19 protein-coding genes and 1 pseudogene are annotated in these 17042 nt (G+C 37.6%); 7 read left to right on the top strand and 13 right to left on the bottom strand.

The window, feature by feature from the left end:
- Positions 1–301: 301 nt before the first annotated feature.
- Together GYX25_RS02215 and GYX25_RS02210 are read left to right on the top strand one after the other, a co-directional pair.
- Complete coding sequence (locus GYX25_RS02215) at positions 302–622, top strand: type II toxin-antitoxin system RelE/ParE family toxin (protein WP_091346637.1); 321 nt, start codon at positions 302–304, stop codon at positions 620–622.
- Complete coding sequence (locus tag GYX25_RS02210) at positions 615–908, top strand: helix-turn-helix domain-containing protein (protein ID WP_091346636.1); 294 nt, start codon at positions 615–617, stop codon at positions 906–908. Before GYX25_RS02215 ends, GYX25_RS02210 begins: the two co-directional genes overlap by 8 nt.
- A 743-nt stretch (positions 909–1651) precedes the next feature.
- Here GYX25_RS02210 and GYX25_RS02205 read toward each other — a convergent pair.
- The 7 genes from GYX25_RS02205 to GYX25_RS02175 form a co-directional block, all read right to left on the bottom strand.
- Entirely contained in the window at positions 1652–2071 is a 420-nt protein-coding gene (locus GYX25_RS02205; protein WP_174786573.1) for a four helix bundle protein, read from the bottom strand.
- A gap of 46 nt (positions 2072–2117) precedes the next feature.
- Positions 2118–2279 (bottom strand): hypothetical protein, encoded by a 162-nt coding sequence (locus GYX25_RS02200; protein ID WP_174786572.1) that lies wholly within the window; start codon positions 2277–2279, stop codon positions 2118–2120.
- A gap of 207 nt (positions 2280–2486) precedes the next feature.
- Positions 2487–2954 (bottom strand): hypothetical protein, encoded by a 468-nt coding sequence (locus GYX25_RS02195; protein ID WP_238785948.1) that lies wholly within the window; start codon positions 2952–2954, stop codon positions 2487–2489.
- A gap of 312 nt (positions 2955–3266) precedes the next feature.
- Entirely contained in the window at positions 3267–4850 is a 1584-nt protein-coding gene (locus GYX25_RS02190; protein WP_174786570.1) for a hypothetical protein, read from the bottom strand.
- 487 nt (positions 4851–5337) lie between these two features.
- Entirely contained in the window at positions 5338–6747 is a 1410-nt protein-coding gene (locus GYX25_RS02185; protein ID WP_174786569.1) for a hypothetical protein, read from the bottom strand.
- A 423-nt stretch (positions 6748–7170) separates the two neighbouring features.
- Positions 7171–7626 (bottom strand): DNA polymerase III subunit chi, encoded by a 456-nt coding sequence (locus GYX25_RS02180; RefSeq protein WP_091346829.1) that lies wholly within the window; start codon positions 7624–7626, stop codon positions 7171–7173.
- Between the two features lie 15 nt (positions 7627–7641).
- A complete protein-coding gene (locus tag GYX25_RS02175; RefSeq protein ID WP_174786568.1) occupies positions 7642–9123 on the bottom strand; it encodes a leucyl aminopeptidase in 1482 nt (493 codons plus the stop codon).
- Positions 9124–9260: 137 nt separating this feature from the next.
- Here GYX25_RS02175 and lptF point away from each other — a divergent pair, with 137 nt between their 5' ends.
- Both lptF and lptG read left to right on the top strand, forming a co-directional pair.
- Positions 9261–10364, top strand: a complete 1104-nt coding sequence (gene lptF / locus GYX25_RS02170; protein ID WP_091346832.1) for an LPS export ABC transporter permease LptF — start codon at positions 9261–9263, stop codon at positions 10362–10364.
- A 10-nt stretch (positions 10365–10374) separates the two neighbouring features.
- A complete protein-coding gene (gene lptG, locus GYX25_RS02165) occupies positions 10375–11439 on the top strand; it encodes an LPS export ABC transporter permease LptG (RefSeq protein ID WP_091346834.1) in 1065 nt (354 codons plus the stop codon).
- Between the two features lie 81 nt (positions 11440–11520).
- Here the strand turns inward: lptG and msrB are convergent, their stop codons facing one another.
- From msrB to msrA, 3 genes are read right to left on the bottom strand one after another with little or no spacing between them, the layout of a single operon-like run.
- Entirely contained in the window at positions 11521–11952 is a 432-nt protein-coding gene (gene msrB, locus GYX25_RS02160; RefSeq protein WP_091347245.1) for a peptide-methionine (R)-S-oxide reductase MsrB, read from the bottom strand.
- A 55-nt stretch (positions 11953–12007) separates the two neighbouring features.
- Positions 12008–12535: a cytochrome b gene (locus GYX25_RS02155; protein ID WP_174786567.1), complete on the bottom strand. Its 528-nt coding sequence runs from the start codon at positions 12533–12535 to the stop codon at positions 12008–12010.
- A 15-nt stretch (positions 12536–12550) separates the two neighbouring features.
- Positions 12551–13084 (bottom strand): peptide-methionine (S)-S-oxide reductase MsrA, encoded by a 534-nt coding sequence (msrA, locus tag GYX25_RS02150; RefSeq protein ID WP_091346838.1) that lies wholly within the window; start codon positions 13082–13084, stop codon positions 12551–12553.
- A gap of 177 nt (positions 13085–13261) precedes the next feature.
- Here msrA and GYX25_RS02145 point away from each other — a divergent pair, with 177 nt between their 5' ends.
- Positions 13262–13534 (top strand): DksA/TraR family C4-type zinc finger protein, encoded by a 273-nt coding sequence (locus GYX25_RS02145; RefSeq protein WP_091346840.1) that lies wholly within the window; start codon positions 13262–13264, stop codon positions 13532–13534.
- Positions 13535–13598: 64 nt separating this feature from the next.
- Here the strand turns inward: GYX25_RS02145 and GYX25_RS02140 are convergent, their stop codons facing one another.
- On the bottom strand, positions 13599–14249 hold the full coding sequence (locus GYX25_RS02140; RefSeq protein ID WP_174786566.1) for a DUF421 domain-containing protein: 651 nt from the start codon (positions 14247–14249) through the stop codon (positions 13599–13601).
- Positions 14250–14700: 451 nt separating this feature from the next.
- Here GYX25_RS02140 and GYX25_RS02135 point away from each other — a divergent pair.
- A pseudogene (locus tag GYX25_RS02135) lies at positions 14701–15783 on the top strand (IS3 family transposase).
- 151 nt (positions 15784–15934) lie between these two features.
- Here GYX25_RS02135 and GYX25_RS02130 read toward each other — a convergent pair.
- Positions 15935–16156, bottom strand: coding sequence for an EexN family lipoprotein (locus tag GYX25_RS02130; protein ID WP_091346844.1), 222 nt, complete (start codon positions 16154–16156; stop codon positions 15935–15937).
- Between the two features lie 31 nt (positions 16157–16187).
- Positions 16188–16343, bottom strand: a complete 156-nt coding sequence (locus GYX25_RS11125) for a hypothetical protein (RefSeq protein WP_238785946.1) — start codon at positions 16341–16343, stop codon at positions 16188–16190.
- A 393-nt stretch (positions 16344–16736) separates the two neighbouring features.
- Between GYX25_RS11125 and GYX25_RS11120 the strand changes: the two genes are divergently transcribed.
- Entirely contained in the window at positions 16737–16943 is a 207-nt protein-coding gene (locus GYX25_RS11120; protein ID WP_238785945.1) for a hypothetical protein, read from the top strand.
- Positions 16944–17042 lie beyond the last annotated feature (99 nt).

Raw genomic sequence — 17042 nt, 5'->3', positions numbered from 1 at the left:
CTGCAGAATGTGGCCTGCGGCACTACTCGTATCGTCCTGATACTCGCCTCTGCGAGGCCACCTTCGCTATGCTCAGGTGTTCAAATTTGTTCCAGACAAATTTGTCAGACGCACCACAAACTCGCCAAACATCCCTGTTTGGCGTGCTAATCTCGCTGACGCCGGAATAAAACAAACAGCATGACTATCTTTTTTGATAAAAAGATTTATTTTGATATTTTTATTAAAATAAATAATAGTTTTATTGAGTTCTTTATCAAATTTGATACAATTATTAAAAATGACAAAACGGATTAATTAAATGTTCACAATAAAAACGCATGATGATGCGAAATCTGAAATTCTGGGGTTGCCGGCAGAATTAAGGGGTCGAACAATTAAATTGATTGAAAAACTGGAACTATTCGGACAAATGCAAATGCCACATAGTAAAGCGTTGGGCGGTGGGTTGTTTGAATTGAGAGCGTTGGAGCGCAATAATATAGCTAGAACTATTTATGTATATCAAAAAGAAAAAACAATTTTTATTCTACATGCATTTGTTAAAAAAACACAAAAAACGTCATCTGGCGCACTACAAATAGCACGAACAAGATTATTGGAGATGATTGAAAATGAGTAAAAAACACAGCACAACATTTAGTGAAATCAAAGAGATTGCGCTTGCTGACCCTGTCGCGAGGGCTGCATATGATGAAGCCGAGGACGAATGGAAATTGCGTGAATTGTTGTTAACAGCAAGAGAAACTGCAAAATTATCTCAAACTGAGCTTGCAAAACGTTTAGATGTTGCACCATCTAACATAAACAGAATTGAGAGAGCACCATTAAACACAAATATAAAAACGATTTTAAAATATTTAAACGCATGCAATGCAAAAATAAACATGAATTTATCTACATTATAAATTTATAGTGCAGTTAACTCCAAACGAATAAAATGCTCAATTTTATTCGTTTGGAGTTATCATGTCTTTTTTATTCTCATTACTTAAATCTCGTAATCGTAAAACAGTCGGTTCATTCTGACGCCGGAATAAGACAAATAACATAACTATCGTTTTTGGGATGGGTTGTTGTGTTTTTATGAGGCGGTTTTTGTAAAAAAAACAGCAAAAAACTTTAATAAAATCAATACCTTTTCTGACTGATTTTTAGCGGAAAATCAAGTCTTTTTTGTTTTGGTGAATAGAATAAATTGTGCAGAGGTTTCGGACGTTTTGACCTTGGGTGGACAAAATAGCTACAGTGACCACGTCCGAGTCAGGGAATTAAAGCGAATTCCCTGACAACCCACGCTTTGGCTGCAGAATGTGGCCTGCGGCTGCCCTCCGCCGCCGCTCGGTCTTGACGCACCGGCTATGATTCGCTCCCGGCGAAGCATAGCCTCGCCAAACATCCCTGTTTGGCGTGCTAACCTCACTCTGTTGTCGGCACATTCTGACGCCGGAATAGGACAAATAATATAGCCATCGTTTTTGGGAAGGATTGTTGTGTTTTTATAAGGCGATTTTTATTAAAAATATCCTCAAAAAACTCAAATAAAATCAATACCTTTTCTGACCACTTTTTGTAAGTAAATAAGGTGTTTTTTTGTGAAATAAAAACGTTTAAATTAATACGCTTTTTTAATTTTGTTTTAGTTTTGGCCTTAGCTTAAATCCTCATCATTCACTTGCGCCATAAACCAATGTTGCCAACCCGTAGTCTGTTTTTGGATGTTGTCGATGGATTGGTTGAATGAAGCAAAAGCACCGTGTGATATCATTTTCATTTTCCAACCTACACACAATAACCCTTTAATCACATCTAACGAGGCGCGAATATGTTGTAACTGTTTGACGGCTGATTGGCATTCTTGGGTGTTATCTCGGTCGACGATATTAGACAATACCGCAAAACGAATTGCCCCTGTAAGTTCGGTTAAAATCGCTTCGCCGGTGGTAAACTTAAAGGACTTTGGTAAGTGGCAGTGCGTTTGCCAATAGCATTGGTATAATGTCACTAAATCATTAAATATTTTAGGTTGAACAAAAGTTGATTGAGTAAGGTTAGGTAATTTATTGTGCATAATAGTCCTACAAAACAGAAAACCGATTACATCCATTAACTCCAATTCACTCATAGCAGAGCTCACTGTAATAAGGCCTCGGTACAAACAGCGTAATTACTGTTGGAAACGCTGTTGCTGTTGACGTTGCCGTTGTTCGAGTTGACATTGAAGCCATTGCTACCTGTTGCGTCACTCGTCCAGTAGTTGTTGTTGACGAAGCCCGCATCAGCGTAGTTGTTCATGTTGCTCGTTTTTGCACCTTAATCTTAATACTACCAGCTTACTGCGTTGCCGCATTCGCCCTTAAATAACGCAAAAAGCCATTTGTGGCTTTTCCCGTGAAAGGTGCTGACCTTATTTGTAGCCCTTTTTCTATCACCCGATTTAAACACTAAAACCTGAGCAATAGCCCCATCGGGCACAGTGTGCTCTGTTATTGACTGAAATAGTTTTTTAACTCTTGAATAAACGCACTATCAATCATGGGGGGATATTTATTAGGTTGCCATGACGATAAAAATAGTAAATGTTGTAATGTTAACGGTTTATTTATGTTGCTGAGTGCTGTTTCTGCTATTGGCTCTGAGTCAGTTAAAATCGATGATTGTGTTTGAATCAAAGACTGCGGTAAAGGGGTTGAGCTAGGGTTATTAGCGGTTTGCTGTGATTGTTTTTCTTGGTTTTTTCTATTTTGGTATAATTGACACTGCTGTTGGTACCAAGCTTGGTAGCCACTTAAATCGTAATCATCTAATAACTCGTAGCCGTGAATAGTTGGCACTGCGTTAGGGTAACGTTTATTGATGACATTAGCCGGAAATCCACCACATACAATAATTTGGTCAAGTTTTTTTATATGCTTGATTATCGGCTTTAGGTTAAATCCTAATAATTGACTCATGACATAAAATGACTGGTTATAAGCCTTTAAAAAAAGGCCTTCTTTCAAAAAATGTATCGGATTTTCACTTAATGTTAATTTTTGTTCTATTTCCATTACATGACCCTCTTTATTTAATTTTACCCTTGTGCCACCGCCATCGACACTTTCAGCGTCGTCGGCGGTTGGGCGGCGCGATTGTGGCTTCGCCGCAACAGCGCAACCCTAAGGGAATGCTCCAACTTGCGCGGGGGCGTTATTCTTTGTTAGATTGTCCTCTCAGGCACCATAACCACCCCCGCGGCCCAAGGATTAAGGAATAAACGCTAAAAACTAAGGTGCGGTACAAACACCAGAAAGGCTGACGAAAACGCCGAAGCTGTCGACGCCGCCGAGGCTCGAGCGGACAGCGAAGCCGCGGCTACCTGAGGCGTCGCTTGTCCAGTAGTAGCCGCCGAAGCCCGCATCAGCGTAGTAGTTCATGCGGCCCCACTCCCCGAAAAATCCGTAATCTATAATACGCGTGTAATTATTACTACCAGAACAAGGCTCACCAGTCAGAGAAGTGCAGCCATACTTAACCAAGTCCTTTATCTGTGGCAAACGATAACCCAAACCACGACACCAAGTGGATTGGTTAGACTGACTACTCTCGTTATTACCCCGATTGACGAACCACTGCTTTAAGACAAACCCATACCTCACCTCATTACCACTACTATCTCTACCCACCAACTCAAACTTCTGTGGCAAATCTGGTACATCTAAAGGACTAGGACTATCTGAATTTATCTGAGCACTACTCGCCCTAGGACCATGCAATGTTACCTTACCATAACTATCGACTGTAGCTGTTATATCACCATCTGTGACAACAGACCATGTAAACTGACTTGCATTAGCTCCATCTATCGTTAAATAAAAATACAAACCATCTGCACCCGTTGTAGGGAAATTTTCATAGTAATAAGATGGATCATTTGACTGAGTTAAAAACCCCCCTGAAGGATTCCATATCCAAGATGGGCCGGCGTAATTATTTGTGCCATAGGAGAGATTCGGCCTTGCGTAACGCACAAAGTAACAAACACCAGTATCCTCATACGGATTGATATAATAATCCACCGTAGCTCCACTAAAACTACTACTCCTTGGCACTCCATACTGAGTAGTTAAACTTCCTCCTGTACTTCTTAATGTTACCTTATAAGGTGCACGACATTTACTTAATCTATCAATACGACTGACGGTATTGCCATCTTTGTCCGTAAACGATACCGATATATCCCCTGTAGCAGTAACACCATTAGCACCCTGTCCATCCCCATCATCATCACGCCAATAATTATACCTTGTGACCAAATCACTTAAACTCACTGTATAGGCACCATTGGATTGACTGACTGATGATGGCACCAACATACCTATATCATGCAAAATACTTCCTGCATAAGGTAATCTTATTGGATTTCTTGAACTTGATGGATTGGTTGACGGTGTGTACCTTGTTCCATCCTGTAACCTAATATACAATAAACTATCTGTATCCGTTACCTTTGTCCGACCGCCGTCGAATGTTAAATACGGCGCAGTACCTTCAATTGCTCTTGATGTCTGGGCCGTTAATGCCACTGAACCCTGTGAATACGACAACAACAATACCACGAAGAACAACGCCGATTTAGGGAATCTAAATAATCTAAGTAAACCTGATAAGCTTGGTAAACCTGAAAATTTAAATAGAAGAGGTAAACGCCTTGACCTCGGCGATAACCCTACCGAAAACGTCTCCGATTTCGCTACGCGAAATGACCTCGCTGATGAAAATAAGAATTGTGTCTGATTTAGACTACGGTGAAAATTAAAAAGTTTTAGGGCGTAGGTTTGGCAGGCCAGATGCCAGATGCCAGATGCCATAAATGGTAATGCATTTCGATCATCCTGTCAAGTAATTTTTTGTTTTATTTCGATTTTTTATAACTGAATGCTCTAATAATGAGCACTCCCTTGCTTTGTAAGCGATTAAATTATAACCGCTTGAACAATAATGCGCTACCTTTTTTGTTAAAAATTTGTAAAGTTTTGTTAAAGGATGAGTCAGCTTATGTGTGTGTGCTTTGGGGGGAGGGTGTTGGCTAAAAACCAATAAACAAAAACTTTAATAAAATCAATACCTTTCCTGACCGATTTTTAATGAAAAATTGGATTGTTTTTTAAGAATTAAAAGCGATTATTGGTTTGGTTGTTTGGGACTTATGGTGTTGTAGTAATTAACCACAACAGCACAAGCCCCCAACTTTACTACCCCAAAAAAACTTCTCAGGGATGGTTGTTCTTTGATAGATTGCCTTTATTTATACCATAAACACCCGTAGTCTAAGAATTAAGGACTAAACAATAAAAGCTAAGGTGTGGTACAAACATTGTAGTAACAGCAGGGCGCGTCACGCCAAACGGAACCGTTCCTCACCTCAACATGACGAGAATTTGTTGAGTCACTCCAGTAGCGGTCGAAGGCAAAATCCGCACCGGCGTAAAGAAACACTGAGCCCCACTCAGTGAAAAAGCCAGCACCAATTCGACGTTGGAAATGATTACCACCTGAAGACGGATTAGCCCCCTCAATATTGCTATTGGTTAAATCTTTTACCTGCACAAGACGATAACCCAAGCGATTACACCAAGATGATTGAGCATCCTGAAAGCCAGTTTGCTTCCCTCGATTGACGAACCACTGCTTTAACACAAATCCATACCTCACCTCATTACCTTGACGATCCCTACCCACTAACTCAAAGGTCTGCGGTAAAGATGGCGTTCTTAAACGGCTTGGATTCCATGAATCTATTTGAGTATCACTTGCTCTAGGACCATTTAACGTTACCCGTGTTACATAACTAGATTTATCACTAATCCACGCATCGGCTATTATGTTATTTCCTCGTGGCTCTCTAAATGCACCCGAACGTGGCCTTGTCCGACTCACTGTTGCACTTATACTACCATTCGTGGCAACAGACCAAGTCAACTGACTTGCATCAATACCAACTATATCTAAATCAAAATATAAACCATCAGAACCCGTTGTCGGAAAATTAAGTCCATAAGATGACGGAGTTGTTGACTGGGTTAAAAAACCCTTAACAGGACTCCATATGTTAGATGGACCGGCGTTCTCGGATCCATCATTGACATCATCAATAACAAAACCAGTGCCACCATACCACAAACTCGGCCTTGCGTAACAAACACCAACATTAATATTTGGATTGATATAATACACAACAGAGCTACCACTAAAAGTACTGCTATTCGGTACGCCATATCGGGTTACTAAACTACCGCTTGTACTCCTTAATGTTACCCTATAAGGAGCACTACATACACTTAATGTATCACTACGACTTACTCTACGACCATTCTTATCAGTAATACTTACTGATAAACTACCTGTCGCAGTAACACCATTAGTACCCTGACCATCCCCATCATCATCCCCCCAATTACCTTGTGTAATTAAGTCATTTAAACGGACTGTATCTGACCCCGTCGGCACTAGCATATGTATATCATTAAAAGTACTTCCATTAACTAACCTTATCGGATTTGTCGAACTTGATGTGTTAGTTGACGGCGTGATGGTTCTACCATCTGGCAACTCAATAGCTAATAATGTGTCAGTCGTTGTTGCTTTAGTTCGCCCCCCATCAAACGTTAAATACGGCGCACTACCCTGAATCACTCTTGAGGTATAAGCCGTTAATGCCAAAGAACTTTGCGAATACGGCAATAACAACAACGTAGCAAAAACCAATAAAGACCTTGATAAGAAGGATAAAATTTTAGACCTTGGTGATAAGCTTTCAGATAAACTCAGCGAGTTTGCTAAGCTTGATGATTTCGATAACTTTGGTGATAAAAATAAGAATGGAGTCTGATTTTGACTACGATGATATTGAAAAAGATTTAGAACATAGGTTTGGCAGGCCAGATGCCAGATGCCAGATGCCGATTATGATAGCGCATTTCGATTATCCTGTCAAGTAAATTTTTGTTTTATTTCAATTTTATATAATTAACCGCCCAACTAGCGAGCATTTCCTTGCTTTGAAAGCGGTTAAATTATAACCGGTTGATTAATGATGTGCTAGTTTTTTTGTTAAAATTTTGTGAAGTTTTGTTAATGATAGAGGAGTGAGCTTTTGTTGGTGTGTTTTTAGTTAAAAACGCCTTCACCTTAGTCACATGTGACCGATATAGTTTTAAGGTTAAACCCTGCCTCTTTATAACATTTATACCTTACCCGTGCTAGGGACTTTAAGTCTTCTCCAACTGGAACAAAGTCAATAATATCATGGTAAACATTGGCAAATTCAGGAAACTGCTCTTGTAAATTAATAAGCAGCGGTCGGCGGCCGCTGCTGCGTTTTTGTGGCCAGCTGATTTCGACTGGTGATCCCCCTTTCATACCTTCACCGGCTAAATTGTGTGGTACAAAGCTGTCGGTACTCAATTGCCATAGGTATTCGTCTATTCGCTCGGCTTGAGCCTGATCTTGACATGCAACTTGCACACGTAAATTAGCTTGCCATGCTTCGACAATTTTTTGACATGCTAGTTTTTCGTAATAAAGCACGCCTGATTCGTTGGCTTCGGTTTGGTTTTCGAGTAGATAGAAGATCACTTTTTTCATAAATACTGGCTCGATTTATTGGTCAAGTAGATATTGAATCAACATAGCAACAGGGCGTCCCGTTGCACCTTTTTGGGAGCCAGACTTCCACGCAGTGCCGGCAATATCTAAATGTGCCCATTGGTACTTTTCAGTAAATCGTGATAGAAAACAGGCAGCAGTAATCGTGCCACCATCACGCCCACCGGCATTAACAATGTCAGCGCATGTGGATTTGATCTGTTCTTGGAATTCATTGTCGATTGGCAAAGCCCAAGCTTTGTCGCCAGCTTTTTGCGATGCGCTAACCAATTGTGCAACTAATTTGTCGTTGTTGCCCATAACACCTGTATAGTGATGACCAAGTGCAACAATACAAGCGCCTGTTAAGGTGGCAATGTCGATGACGGTTTTTGGATTGTAGCGTTCAACATATGTTAAAGCATCGCACAATACCAAGCGTCCTTCGGCATCGGTGTTAATCACTTCAACCGTGGTGCCTGACATAGTGGTGAGTATGTCACCTGGGCGGTAACTATTGCCATCAGGCATGTTTTCACAGCCGGCCATAACGCCCACAACATTGATCGGTAATTTAAGTTCAGCAACAGCTTGCATAACGCCATAAACCGTTGCAGCACCACACATGTCGTATTTCATTTCGTCCATGCCTGCGGCAGGTTTGATAGATATACCACCCGAATCAAACGTTAGCCCTTTGCCAACTAACACATAAGGCTGGGCTTTTTTGTCTTTAGCGCCTTGGTATTCAATAATGGTCATGATCGATTCATTTTGCGATCCGCGCCCAACAGCTAAGTAGGCATTCATATTTAATTTTGCCAGTTCTTTTTCACCAAGGCAGGTGACTTTGAGTGATGGATGTACTTTGCTAAGTTGTTTGCCTTGCTCAGCTAAATATTTTGCATTGCAAACGTTCGATGGCATGTTGGCAATAGTTTTAGTTGCGGTAATAGCATTAGCAATAATTTCACCCTGTAACAAGTTGTTAGTTAATTTTGTTAAGATACTTTTTTCACTAACCAATAATGTCACTTTTGTTAGGCTTGGTGCCGGAGTTTTAGTTGTTTTGAATTCGTCAAACTGATAGGTTATATCGCTAACAATTTGCGGTAGCTGTTTGGCAATTTGTAGGCTATTTGTGTGATTAACATTCAATAAGTCCCACGCGATGCTTTTGATTTTTTTGGCAAGCAGTTCTTTAATGACAGCCTGAATGACTTTTTGGGCTTGCATTAAGTCAAATGCTTTAGCGTTGCCGCACCCAACAAATAAGAGTTTTTGTTTTAGATTGCTGCTAGTTGCATATAATAATGTAGTTTTGCCCAATTCGTGGCTGATATCGCCTGATTTGATAAGCTGGCTCACTAGACCGTTAGTTGATTTGTCGATTTCTTTAACAAAATCTGACTGACTTTTTCCTGAATCAATTGAAATAACTAAACACTCTGATTTTTGTTTGGTTATAATAGTGCTGTTTTTTATTTGAAATTCCATGGTGCTTCTCGTTTATGAATTGATGGGGATTGTCAATATTTTATCGGTTCAGTATTGGATAGCAACAAAAAGATAACTAAAACTAAGCAAATCAGATTATAATAACCCGATTTTGTACCAACATATATAGGTAAATTGTGATAATTCGTCGATATTTAGTTAAAGAGACATTAAAAACCCAAGGGGCAATTTTATTTATTTTATTGTTGATTTTCTTTTCTCAAAAATTAATTAGAATTTTATCAAGTGCGATTGATGGTTCGATCCCGCATGAATTAATTATGCCGTTGTTGGTGTTAGGCGTGTCAAATATGGCCGATCTTATTTTACCTTTGAGCCTGTTTCTTGGCGTTTTGGTAACTTTTGGACGGCTTTATTCTGACAGCGAAATGGTAGCAATGCATGCTTGTGGGGTTAAGAAGAATTTGACTTATCAAGTAGTACTTTTTCTGTGTATTTTGACCTGCATATTAACAGCACTCAATTCGCTTTGGTTTGGTCCTTGGTCTAATGCTAAGCAAGATCAGCTTCTTGCTAATGCTAAAATAAACCCTAGTTTAGCAGGATTGTTAGCCGGGCAATTTCAACAAACACCTGATGGTAATTCGGTGATTTATATTGGTAATGTGGATAATAATAATTTAGAAAATGTGTTTATTGCTCAAATCAATCCAAAAACCAATCAACGCCCTTCCATTATTATTGCTAATAAGGGAAAGACTGCACATGATGATGAAGGTAATCAAATCATCACTCTTGAAAATGCCAATCGTTATGAAGGCACAGCGCAATTAAAGGATTTTCGAATTTCAAACTTTCATAATTATTTAGGCATTATTAAACCCAAGGTGTTATCAACCAACGAGGATACAGATAAAACTGATGTTCAACAATTGGGATTATTTGAGCTAGCAAGCACCAATACACCAAAAGCTACGGCTGAATTTTATTGGCGAATAACTTTGATTATTTCAGTGCCATTAATGGCATTTTTAGTGATTCCACTGAGCGTGTCTAACCCTCGCCAAGGGCGACTTGCGCAAGTTTTACCTGCTTTACTGCTGTATTTAGTTTACTTTTTGTCGGCCAGTTCTATTAAGGCCAATGCAGGTAAAAGCCGTTTAGATCCCGAATTATGGTTTTATATTTTGAATTTAGGATATTTTGTGTTAGCGCTTATTTTGAATTGTTGGGATAACCTATTTATGCGTAAACTTCGCTTAAAATATACGGCATCTTAAGGAGAAAAGCGTGTTTTCGATTCTAGATCGTTATATCGGTAAAACTATTTTAAGCACCATTGGTGTTAGCCTTTTTTTACTTATTAGTTTGTCGGGTATTATTCGTTTTATTGATCAACTGCGAAAAATTAAAGTTGATTATGATGCGTTTTCTGTAGGTATTTATACCCTATTAATGGTGCCAAAAGATTTGGAAGTGTTCTTTCCTATGGCAGCACTGTTAGGTGCTTTAATTGGTTTGGGCTTGCTGGCGTCACGCAGTGAGCTAATTGTAATGGAAACTTCGGGCTTTAGCCGTTTTAAAATTGCGTTTGCAGTGATGAAAACAGCCTTACCATTAGTGTTAATTACCATGGCGATTGGTGAATGGGTTGCGCCAGTTAGCGAACAAACTGCACGTAATATGCGTTCTGAAAAACTGTATGGAAATTCGTTGATGGCTGAACAAGGCAGTCTTTGGGCTAAAGATGGTAATGATTATGTGTATATTGGGCATGTAAATAACGATAATTCGATTTCAAATATTTCTATCTATTCGGTCGATGAAAATAAGCTACTATCCATTACCCACGCCGCCTATGGTGTTTATGAAAACGATAGTTGGACTTTGTCGCAAGTAGAAAAAAGTGAGCTAACAGATCCAAATAAAGTAGTAGGCGTTAATATGGTATCCACGCCTTGGAAGACGAATATTACTCCCGATAAGCTCAGTATTGTCGCCTTTGATCCTGAATCATTGTCGGCTTCGGGGCTTTATCAATATTCGCAATACCTTAAAAGCTCAGGGCAAGATACTAAGTATTACGATTTGCTATTTTGGAAAAAGATTATCAAGCCAGTTTCGGTGGCGGTGATGATGTTGTTAGCTTTGTCGTTTATTTTTGGTCCGTTACGTAGCGTATCGATGGGGATTCGTGTGCTGATTGGCATTAGCTTTGGTTTCTTGTTTTACATTGCCGATAATTTGTTTGCTCAAGTCAGTATTGTGATGGGCATTTATCCTGTTATTGGATCACTTATCACTAGTTTTGCGTTTTTATTAATCAGTTATATTTTATTTAAACGAAAGAATTAATCTAACTATGTAAAAATCCTATCATCTTTTGCTGAGATGATAGGATTTTTTATTTTATGAGATTGTTTTGTCGCCTTTTATTTATGATTTATCAAACAGCTTTAAATATTGTCCATAACCTTCTTCTTCAAGCTCATCTTTTGGAATGAACCGTAACGAAGCCGAGTTGATGCAATAGCGCAGTCCACCTAAATCTTTTGGTCCATCATTAAAAACATGACCAAGATGAGAATCAGCACTAACCGATCGAACTTCAGTTCGGCGCATACCAAAGCTGGTGTCTTTTTTTTCAACAATGTTGCTCTTCTCTATCGGTTTAGAAAAACTCGGCCAACCACACCCCGAATCAAATTTATCTAACGAGCTGAATAGCGGTTCGCCCGATACGATATCAACATAAATCCCTTCCCGATAATTGGCGTTAAATTCGTTGTCAAAAGGAGGTTCAGTGCCATTACGTTGCGTAATATGGTATTGCATGGGGGTTAATTTTGAGAGTGCTTTTTGCTTCATTGTATTTTCCATAAACCACCTTCATTATTTTATGTTATTTTTTAATTTATTTAGATTAATTACGGTTTAACATTGACTGTAATACTTTATCCTTAATCCAAAAATAATGAAACAAAGCCCCAACTATATGTACGATAAGTAAAACAGCAAGAAAATATGCACTCACTGTGTGGGTTTGGTGAAATGCCTGATAAGCCTCATTGGGCATATCAATAGCAGGAATAGAGATAATGCCAAAGACATTGAGTGATCGACTACTCATTAAATAACCTGAAAGCGGCACAATCATTAATAAAAGATAGATAACTCCTTGTATTGATTTTGACAAAATTCGCTGTAGTTTATGATGTTTTGGCAACACATCAGGTACCCCTTGCCGCTTAATCACTACCAAACGCCAAAATGTGATGCCCAAAATCAGCACACCAAAGGATTTATGTAATAAATAAACATTGACCATCCCCCCTAAATAAGGTGACAACGTCACCTTAAACGTAACTAGCAAAAAAACAAATACAATTAATACCAATGTTAACCAATGAATCCATTTTTGTTTACTGCTATATTGTGGATAGTTTTGCATGATGGAGTCATCCTATTATTTATTATTTGTCCAATGCTCAGACAAAAAATGGGCTCGCCCTGATAATTGGTAATATCGATTATAATGTTGTGGCTGTTTAATGTAATAATTTTGATGGTCATCTTCAGCTAAATAAAAAGCAGTTGCAGGTTCAATCGCTACCTTAATTGGTTTATCAAAACATCCACTTTCTTGTAAAGCTTGTTTCGATGCCAATGCCAATTGGTGCTGAAATTCGTTATGATAAAAAATAACTGGACGATAAGAATTACCCCTATCAGCAAATTGACCTTGCGAGTCGGTCGGATCAATTTGACGCCAAAAGATATCCAGAAGCTTTTTATAAGTGATTATTTTAGGATCAAACGTGATTTGTACCGCTTCGGTATGGCCAGTATGACCGGCACAAACTTGCTGATAGGTTGGATTGACGACATTTCCTCCCGTATACCCCGACACCACATCAATAACCCCGTCATACTGATCAAACGGTTTAACCATACACCAAAAACAACCACCGGCAAACGTTGCTTGTTCATATTGTTGCATAATAACCTCCTGAATTTATGGTGTTTTATAATGTTCAACAATATATCTATGTATTGCTTAACACCGGCTTTATCATTCACATTAAAATGATCGGCCATTAGCTAGCATATTACTTGAAAAAGTATAAAAAAACACCATTTCTTTCATTAGCTATTTCAGTTATAGGGGGAGTTGTTTATGGCAAGTGGATGGGCATCTGACGATGCGGTTAATCAACAAATTGAAGGCACCATTGCTGATGCTATTGCAATCGCAAGACGACAACTTAATCACGGTACCACTAGCGCTGATTTTTGTATTGAGTGTGGAGAACCTATTGCCGAAGCCAGAAAAGCAGCATTACCCGGAGTGCAATATTGTCTGTCGTGCCAACAAGAAATCGATAAGCAATTAACCAAAGCATCAAGCCTATATAATCGCCGTGGCAGTAAAGATAGCCAACTGCGTTAATTAGTCAGTGGATATAAAGTAATTGAGTTGAAAATGGGTGGACCTCAATCCACCCTAAAAATAATTATTTGTTACCTTCACGAACCGCATCATAAGGATAAATAATCAACTTATTATCAAACCATTCAGCGCAAAAAATATCTTCTATTTTTTCGTAACCTTGTTTGGTGATCTCACGTTTAACCCAATCTTCATCTTTGTTAAGCTGTTTAAGATTATCCTGACTAATTGCACCATTTTCAATAATGAGCACAGCAATATCTTTATCACCTTTTTTGATAAGGGTTAAAGAACCATTAAGTTCATACCAAACTTCTTTTAAGTCACCAAATGAAGGAATGCCTTGAATGTTAACTAATGTTTCAAAATCCCTTACTGGTAAATTTGCTTTAATAAAATTATCCGTTATTAAATTGCCATTTTTAACTAATTGAATTGGTTTACCATCAATTGTGTCACGTAAACGTGAGTTTTTAGATTTGATAAATCGAATTAAAACAAGCAAACCCGCCCAAATTGCAACTAATCCAGACGCTTCCCAAGGTGACACTGTTGGGCTAAGCAACGCGCCCCCAACTAGCGCACCAATGACCATACTACCAACCTGATCGAGCTGCGACATTGGCGCAATTTGACTCTTTCCTGATAATTTGACATAAATAAGTAAAATAAATATAGCTAATAAAAATTTTGGTGCCATTTCTAATAAATACATGTCCTTCCTCCAAGCTAAACATTATATGTTGAACTACAATTCCAAATGCAAAATCAATAGAAACTTCTGTATCGAAACGGGTAACAATTTATATAAAACTGGTATAGCTTTTATTTAATTGATAATCAATATGTATCTGTTTTATGACTAAAATTGGGTATGATTATTAATATAACTTATTGATTGTATTTTACTCTAAAATTTAAACAAATTATAAGATTATTGCTTTGATTGCGATAATTAATTTCTATTATGCAATGCGATTCTACATAATGAGATATTAAGCGATTGTAATAGCTAAAATACGATTAATTATTACTTAAAAAATCGCTCGCATTATGCGTGCAAATTATCGAAAACACTTTAATCCCCCACATTTTTAGCTATTCCCTAAAATAGCACAGTAAAAAAAGAAAAAGTTCTCTATGATAAAAGTAAAGGGGATTTAATTATGAAAAAAATGACTGAACATCAGATTGCATCTATTTTAAAAGAAGCTGAAGCCAGTATTCCTGTCAAGGAGCTCTGCCGTAAATAGGGCATGAGGAATTCAACTTTCTATAAATGGCGGGAAAAATACGGCGGAATGGAAACTTCGGACATCAAACGCTTAAAGGAGTTGGAGGCCGAAAACCGCAAGCTTAAGCAGATGTTTGCCGAACTGAGCTTAAAATCCCAGCTTCAGGAAGAAATTATAAAAAAGCTTTAGTGCCCACAAAGGCACGTAAAACGTAGGCACAGCAACTACAACAAAATCATTTAGTTACTATTGCTATGAGTTGTGCCATTGTTGGCTTAAGCCGTTGTGCTTACTATTATTAACCCAAGTTACTGGATGATTCGGTGATTATTTCGATGTTGAATGCTATCACAGACCGGCATTTACGCTGGGGCTTTCCTAAATGCTTTAATCGTATCAAAAAGCTTGGCTATAAATGGAATCATAAACGTGTGTATCGGGTGTATTGTGAGTTGAAACTTAATCTCAGGGTAAAGCGTAAAAAACGTATCCCCCCAAGAACACCAGAAAAGCTATTGGTTCCTAATAAACAAGGTGAATGCTGGTCAATGGATTTTATGAGTGATAGTAGTCGTAATCAGCGTCGCTTTAGGACATTCAATGTCATCGATGACTTTAATCGTGAGGCGCTAGGCATTGATATTGCAGTAAGCTTACCGGCAGGGAGAGTTATCCGTTATTTAGATAAACTGGCCGAATATCATGGGTATCCATTAAAAATACGAGTCGATAATGGACCAGAATTTACAGGAAAAACCTTTATAAACTGGGCTAAATCGCATGATATAACCATTGATTATTATAGAGCCCGGTAGCCCTTATCAAAATGGCTATATTGAACGATTTAATCGTACCTATCGTACTGAAGTACTTGATTTATATCTTTTTAACAACTTAGCACAAGCAAGGAGAATAACCGAAGAATGGTTAACGATTTATAATACCGAAAGACCACATGAGGCATTAAATAACATGACACCGATTGAGTATAAAACATTAAAACAGGCAGCTTAATTTTCTACGTGAGTTGTGTACTAAGTTTGGGGTATTTACATCAACATCATTCGTGCGGTTTATCCCTATATGCATAGGGAACAGATGAATAAGAATCAGATTAGCAAGTCTATAAACTTATCACAGATAGAGATTTAAAAATATGATAAAATTAATCCCACGCGTGAGGGTTGTGTTTTGGTGTTTCTATACTTATTAATGCATCAAATACATTTTTACAGTTTAGACTATCTCCATCAATTTCGCCATTTTGACATTTTTTATTATATTCATCTCGTAGTTCTTTGTTATTTTCAAAGTCAGAAACAGTATATGTCTTCTCATTACATCCGAATAAAAACATAGTAGTAATTAATATTAGTATCTTTTTCATATAAATTCCTTATAATCGTTGGTTAATATTATTAAGTTTTATTGTGCTTTATTAAGAAAGCATTTACAGCCAACCGCAGTAAATCAGATATTGTTTTTAAAGGCAACTTTGCACGTTTATTTTTTATTGCAATATCTTCTAATTCTTCATATTGAATTTCATCAATTTCAAACGAAATTTTTCTCATTACTTTAGATTTAGATTCTATCTTACCGCCACCAGCATAAGGACGATCTGCGGTTTATCCCTATGTGCATAGGGAACAGACCAATTATAACATTTTGTTTTATAATTAAAATATTTTAGTTTAAATTTCTACCAACTTTTTTAATTATTCTTAAAATAACAATTATTTTATAATACATTGTTTTTATTAAATTAATATTAAAAATAAGATAAAGAATATGACGCTTTTTTATTCTACCAATTAATCTTTAAATTTCTTATAGTTATACATAGTTAGCAATAAAACAAAGTATTTCTTTATTAAAAAAGCACAATTTTTGTTAAAAATATTCAGGAGTCTATACCGTTTCAACGTGAAATTATTTTAAATTTAATGAGTTAATAAATTTTATTGATGAAGAATAATATACTATTTAATGTATTTATTCCGATAATGGACGTGAATATCAAGGCACAAGTAAACACCTATTTGTTAAAACAGGTAATAAACTATAATATCAATCAAAAATTTACCAAACCAGCCTGCCCACAAACGAATGGCAAAGCGGAAAGAGTGATACGAACTTTGAATTGCGATGTGGCATCATCAACCAATATTTAACAATTCAAAAGATAGGCAACAAAACTTAAGCGATCTATTAACTATTATAATAGCGTTAAATCGCATAAGGCGATTTCAGGAAAAACGCCTTATGCGTTT

This window comes from Gilliamella sp. ESL0254, assembly GCF_013344985.1.
GTDB classification, from domain to species: domain Bacteria; phylum Pseudomonadota; class Gammaproteobacteria; order Enterobacterales; family Orbaceae; genus Gilliamella; species Gilliamella bombicola.
This window is presented reverse-complemented; position numbering and strand designations above follow the sequence as displayed.

Bases quoted from the DNA above. Each gene is read 5' to 3' on its own strand.
- GYX25_RS02140 (WP_174786566.1), bottom strand. From the start codon at position 14,249: ATGTATTTATTAGAAATGGCACCAAAATTTTTATTAGCTATATTTATT.
- GYX25_RS02130 (WP_091346844.1), bottom strand. From the start codon at position 16,156: ATGAAAAAGATACTAATATTAATTACTACTATGTTTTTATTCGGATGT.
- GYX25_RS02205 (WP_174786573.1), bottom strand. From the start codon at position 2,071: ATGCACAATAAATTACCTAACCTTACTCAATCAACTTTTGTTCAACCT.
- GYX25_RS02215 (WP_091346637.1), top strand. From the start codon at position 302: ATGTTCACAATAAAAACGCATGATGATGCGAAATCTGAAATTCTGGGG.
- GYX25_RS11125 (WP_238785946.1), bottom strand. From the start codon at position 16,343: ATGAGAAAAATTTCGTTTGAAATTGATGAAATTCAATATGAAGAATTA.
- GYX25_RS02195 (WP_238785948.1), bottom strand. From the start codon at position 2,954: ATGAGTCAATTATTAGGATTTAACCTAAAGCCGATAATCAAGCATATA.
- GYX25_RS02145 (WP_091346840.1), top strand. From the start codon at position 13,262: ATGGCAAGTGGATGGGCATCTGACGATGCGGTTAATCAACAAATTGAA.
- GYX25_RS02200 (WP_174786572.1), bottom strand. From the start codon at position 2,279: ATGCGGGCTTCGTCAACAACAACTACTGGACGAGTGACGCAACAGGTA.
- GYX25_RS02155 (WP_174786567.1), bottom strand. From the start codon at position 12,535: ATGCAAAACTATCCACAATATAGCAGTAAACAAAAATGGATTCATTGG.
- GYX25_RS02175 (WP_174786568.1), bottom strand. From the start codon at position 9,123: ATGGAATTTCAAATAAAAAACAGCACTATTATAACCAAACAAAAATCA.
- msrB (WP_091347245.1), bottom strand. From the start codon at position 11,952: ATGAAGCAAAAAGCACTCTCAAAATTAACCCCCATGCAATACCATATT.
- GYX25_RS02180 (WP_091346829.1), bottom strand. From the start codon at position 7,626: ATGAAAAAAGTGATCTTCTATCTACTCGAAAACCAAACCGAAGCCAAC.
- GYX25_RS02190 (WP_174786570.1), bottom strand. From the start codon at position 4,850: ATGGCATCTGGCATCTGGCATCTGGCCTGCCAAACCTACGCCCTAAAA.
- GYX25_RS02210 (WP_091346636.1), top strand. From the start codon at position 615: ATGAGTAAAAAACACAGCACAACATTTAGTGAAATCAAAGAGATTGCG.
- msrA (WP_091346838.1), bottom strand. From the start codon at position 13,084: ATGCAACAATATGAACAAGCAACGTTTGCCGGTGGTTGTTTTTGGTGT.
- GYX25_RS11120 (WP_238785945.1), top strand. From the start codon at position 16,737: ATGAAGAATAATATACTATTTAATGTATTTATTCCGATAATGGACGTG.